Genomic DNA, 4,138 nt, shown 5'->3' with positions numbered 1-4,138 from the left:
CAAGCCAGCTCCCACAAGGATTGTGAGCTTCCACAAAGTCTATGGCCGGCGAAACTCCTGTGGGAGCTGGCTTGCCAGCGATGGGGCCAGCTCAGTCAATACATATCAGCGCTGCATGCCCCAGCGCTTCACCGTCACCCGCTCCAGCGTATCGAACACCAGATTCTCCACCAGCAACCCGATCAGGATCACCACCGCCAACCCGGCAAACACCTTGTCGGTGTACAGCTCATTGCGGTTCTGGAAGATGTACCAACCTAACCCGCCCTTGCCGCTGGTGGCGCCGAACACCAGCTCGGCGGCGATCAGCGTGCGCCAGGCAAACGCCCAGCCGATTTTCAACCCGGCGAGGATCGACGGCAGCGCTGCCGGGATCAGGATGAACAGCACAAAACGCATGCCCTTCAGCCCGTAGTTACGCCCGGCCATGCGCAGGGTTTCCGAGACGCCGAGAAAGCCGGCGTAGGTGTTCAACGCCAGCGCCCACAGCACCGAATGCACCAGTACGAAAATCAGGCTGTTCTGCCCAAGACCGAACCAAAGCAACGCCAGCGGCAGCAAGGCAATCGCCGGCAGCGGGTTGAACATCGAGGTCAGGGTGCTCAGCAGGTCGCGACCGAGCTGGGTCGACACCGCCAGCGTGGTCAGGGCGAATGCCAGGACGATGCCGATCAGATAGCCCTTGATCAGCACCACCAGCGATATCCACACTTTGCCCAGCAGCTCGCCGCTGAGCAGGCCGTCGTACAGCGCATGGCCGGTCTGCAGAACGCTCGGCAGCAACAGGTCGTTGTTCTGCACCCGGGCGATCACTTCCCAGAGGATCGCCAGCAGAATCAGGATCACACTCTTACGCAACCAGCCCTGTTGCCACAGGCGTTGCGCCAACGGCAATTCGCGCTCAAGCGGCACGCTGGTCAATGGTTCAAGGACGGTTTCAAACTCTTGTCGTACAGACGATGGCTGGCTCATCAGGCAATCCTCCAGAACGCTCAATAAGCGATACGAATGTCGTTGAAGTCATGGTCACGCTCGGTCTCCGGCGACTGGCCTTCATCGAACAGCAAGCGGTGAATGCGCCGTGCCGATTCCTGAAACGCCACGCCGCCGAGGCTTTGCAGATCGTATTGATGGCTGTGCACCTCAGCGCGTACCCGCCCCGGATGTGGCGACAGCAGCAGGATGCGATTGCCGACCACCAGCGCCTCTTCAATCGAGTGGGTGACGAACAGCAAGGTGAAGCGCACTTCTTCCCAGAGCAGCAGCAATTCTTCCTGCATCTTGCGCCGGGTCAGCGCATCCAGCGCAGCGAACGGCTCGTCCATCAAAAGGATTTTCGGCTGCATCGCCAGCGCGCGGGCAATCGCCACCCGCGCCTTCATGCCGCCGGACAAGGTGTGGGGATAGGCATCGGCGAACGCCGCCAGCCCGACTTTTTCCAGATAGTGCAGCGCGCGTTGTTCAGCGTCTTTTTTGTTCAAGGTTCGCGAGGCCAGCAGCGGAAACATCACGTTCTGTTTCACGGTTTTCCACGGCGGCAGTTGATCGAATTCTTGGAACACCACGATCCGGTCCGGACCCGGTCCCTCGACCCGCTGACCTTGCAGGCGAATCTCGCCTTCGCTCGGCGCAATGAAACCGGCGGCCGCCTTGAGCAAGGTCGACTTGCCGCAGCCGGACGGGCCGAGCAGCACAAAGCGGTCCGCCGGATCGATTTCGAAACTGACCTGATGGGTGGCCCGCACCACCCGTTGCGGGGTGCGGTATTCGAGGCTGACGTTATCCACCGCTAGCAGCGCTTGCGTGCTGGCGACCGAGTTGCTGGCCGCGTGGCCTTGCAAGAGGGCGTTCATCTCGATCAGCTCCCTTGCAGCGGTTTGGCGTCTTGGAAGAAGTAGTCCTTCCACGATTCCGGTTTGTTCTTGATCGCGCCGACGCGGTAAAGAAATTCGGCCAGTGGATAAGTATTTTTCGGCGTGACGCTGAACTCGAACTGCGGGTTGTCGATGATTTTCAGCAGCTCGGCGCGGTCGATCCTGGCCTTGGTCACGCGGATGTAGGTGTCCGCCGCCGCGCCCTTATCGTTCTGGGCAAATTGCGCGGCTTCGCTCAGCGCCTCGACGAAAGCTTTGTAGGTTTTCGGGTTCTCATTGCGGAATTTCTCGGTGGCGAACAGCACGGTTGGCGAGTTCGGGCCGAGGATGTCGTAGGAGTTGAGCACCACGTGCACGTTGGGATTCTGCAGCGCCTGATCCTGGAACGGCGGGTTGGAGAAATGCCCGGTCAGTTCGGTGCCGCCGGCAATCAGCGCAGCGGTCGCATCCGGGTGCGGCACAGCGATGGTGTACTTGTCGAGGCGATTGAATTCCTTGTCACCCCACTGCTTGGCCGCCGCGTATTGCAGGAAGCGCGACTGCACCGACACGCCCACCGCCGGCACCGCAATGCGGTCCTTCTCGGTGAAATCGGCAATGGTTTTGACCTTGGGATTATTGCTCACCAAGTAGTACGGGAAGTTGCCGAGCGAGGCGACGGCCTTGACGTTCTGCTTGCCGTGGGTGCGATCCCAGATGGTCAGCAACGGGCCGACCCCGGCGCCGGCAATGTCGATGGAACCGGACAAGAGCGCATCGTTGACTGCCGCGCCGCCCGAGAGCTGCGTCCAGTCGACCTTGATGTCGAGGCCTTCCTGCTTGCCGTACTTCTCGATCAGGCCCTGATCGCGCACAACGTTGAGCAATAAATAGACAATCCCGAACTGTTCGGCGATGCGGATTTCACCTTCGGCGTGGGCCACGGTTGGCGCCACCAGGCTGCCGGCAAGCAGGCTGAAACCCAGGCCGATGGCCGCCGCCAGCGGTGCAAAGGGAAGACGTTTGGACATGATCGAATCTCCGGCAAATCAGAAAGGCGCGTCGCCCTGGATGGTCGTGCGATACAGCTTGCGGCGCAGGTGCGCGGGGCAGCCGGCGGCGAGGTGAATCAGCGAACGGTTGTCCCAGAACACCATGTCGTGGGGCTGCCACTGATGGCGGTAGATGTTTTGCGGCAGCACGCTGTGGGCGTAGAGCTCGGCCAGCAGCTGTTGGCTCTCGTCCTCCGGCAGACCGACGATGCGGGTGGTAAAGCCTTCGCTGACGAACAACGCCTTGCGGCCGCTTTCCGGGTGGGTGCGGACGATCGGATGCACCACTTCGGCGACCTGCGCCAGTTGCTCCGGGGTCAGGGTCGGACGCCAGTTGCCTTCGAATTTGGTTTCGCTATAGCGCGCGGTGTAGGAATGCGCGGCCGAGCGCCCTTCCACGGCGTTACGCAACGCTTCGGGCAGGTTGTCCCAGGCTTTATGCATGTCGGCGAACAACGTGTCGCCGCCCTCGGACGGCAATTCCTGCGCATGCAGCATCGAACCGAGGCTCGGCAGTTCTTTATAGGAGAGATCGGAGTGCCAGAACTTGCCGGCGTCACCGAGACCGATGTTCTGGCCGTTCTCGACGATGTTGGAGACGATGAGAATTTCCGGGTGATTGGCCAGCAGGAACTGCTTGAGCACATGGATCTGCAGCACGCCGAAACGACGGCTGAAATCGATCTGCTGTTGCGGGGTGATGCGCTGGTCGCGGAACACCACGACATGGTGATCCAGATGCGCGCGATGAATGCGCGCGAAGTCATGGTCGTTGACTGGCCGGGTCAGGTCCAGGCCGATGATTTCGGCACCGACGGCACCGCTGAATGGGCGAATCTCGAAGGTTTGCGGCGCGGCAGTCGCGGCGCTTGGGGTGGCAGTAGCTGCGGACATCTTTCAATCTCCCACGCACGGCGCGCTCACGGGCGCGCACGTCGATCAGACACTCACGCTGGATTGCGTGTCGGTTCAGGTCGTGCGGCGCGCCGATTGGTCGGCAGGTACGCAGGTGGGTGACTTTATAGCTATAAGAACTGGAAATTAAATACCGTTAATGAATAACGATATGGCGGATGGTGAGGAATGGACGGGATGGTGAGTGACGATTTGTGTCACTTCTGGGCGTAATGTGGCAATTTCACTGACGCCATCGCTGGCAAGCCAGCTCCCACAGATTCCGATGTCGAGCACACAATCGTGTTCCAACCGAAAACTCTGTGGGAGCTGGCTTGC

Annotated in this window: 5 protein-coding genes; all 5 read right to left on the bottom strand. The window is 60.7% G+C overall.

What is annotated here, in order from left to right; translation table 11 throughout:
* Positions 1-105: 105 nt before the first annotated feature.
* The gene (locus tag HT737_RS16555) at positions 106-972 is read right to left on the bottom strand and encodes an ABC transporter permease (protein WP_131670827.1); all 867 of its coding nucleotides are present in this window, start codon (positions 970-972) and stop codon (positions 106-108) included.
* Positions 973-992: 20 nt separating this feature from the next.
* The gene (locus HT737_RS16550) at positions 993-1,853 is read right to left on the bottom strand and encodes an ABC transporter ATP-binding protein (protein WP_182403310.1); all 861 of its coding nucleotides are present in this window, start codon (positions 1,851-1,853) and stop codon (positions 993-995) included.
* A gap of 5 nt (positions 1,854-1,858) precedes the next feature.
* Entirely contained in the window at positions 1,859-2,884 is a 1,026-nt protein-coding gene (locus HT737_RS16545) for an ABC transporter substrate-binding protein (protein ID WP_182403309.1), read from the bottom strand.
* An 18-nt stretch (positions 2,885-2,902) separates the two neighbouring features.
* The gene (locus HT737_RS16540; protein ID WP_182403307.1) at positions 2,903-3,799 is read right to left on the bottom strand and encodes a TauD/TfdA family dioxygenase; all 897 of its coding nucleotides are present in this window, start codon (positions 3,797-3,799) and stop codon (positions 2,903-2,905) included.
* A gap of 147 nt (positions 3,800-3,946) precedes the next feature.
* Positions 3,947-4,138, bottom strand: a 192-nt coding sequence (locus HT737_RS31245) for a hypothetical protein (RefSeq protein ID WP_220459419.1), incomplete at its 5' end; no start/stop codon positions are given.

Origin of the sequence: Pseudomonas sp. MD195_PC81_125 (assembly GCF_014060985.1) — a bacterium.
GTDB lineage: Bacteria > Pseudomonadota > Gammaproteobacteria > Pseudomonadales > Pseudomonadaceae > Aquipseudomonas > Aquipseudomonas parakoreensis.
This window is presented reverse-complemented; position numbering and strand designations above follow the sequence as displayed.

Bases quoted from the DNA above. Each gene is read 5' to 3' on its own strand.
- HT737_RS16555 (WP_131670827.1), bottom strand. From the start codon at position 972: ATGAGCCAGCCATCGTCTGTACGACAAGAGTTTGAAACCGTCCTTGAA.
- HT737_RS16550 (WP_182403310.1), bottom strand. From the start codon at position 1,853: ATGAACGCCCTCTTGCAAGGCCACGCGGCCAGCAACTCGGTCGCCAGC.
- HT737_RS16545 (WP_182403309.1), bottom strand. From the start codon at position 2,884: ATGTCCAAACGTCTTCCCTTTGCACCGCTGGCGGCGGCCATCGGCCTG.
- HT737_RS16540 (WP_182403307.1), bottom strand. From the start codon at position 3,799: ATGTCCGCAGCTACTGCCACCCCAAGCGCCGCGACTGCCGCGCCGCAA.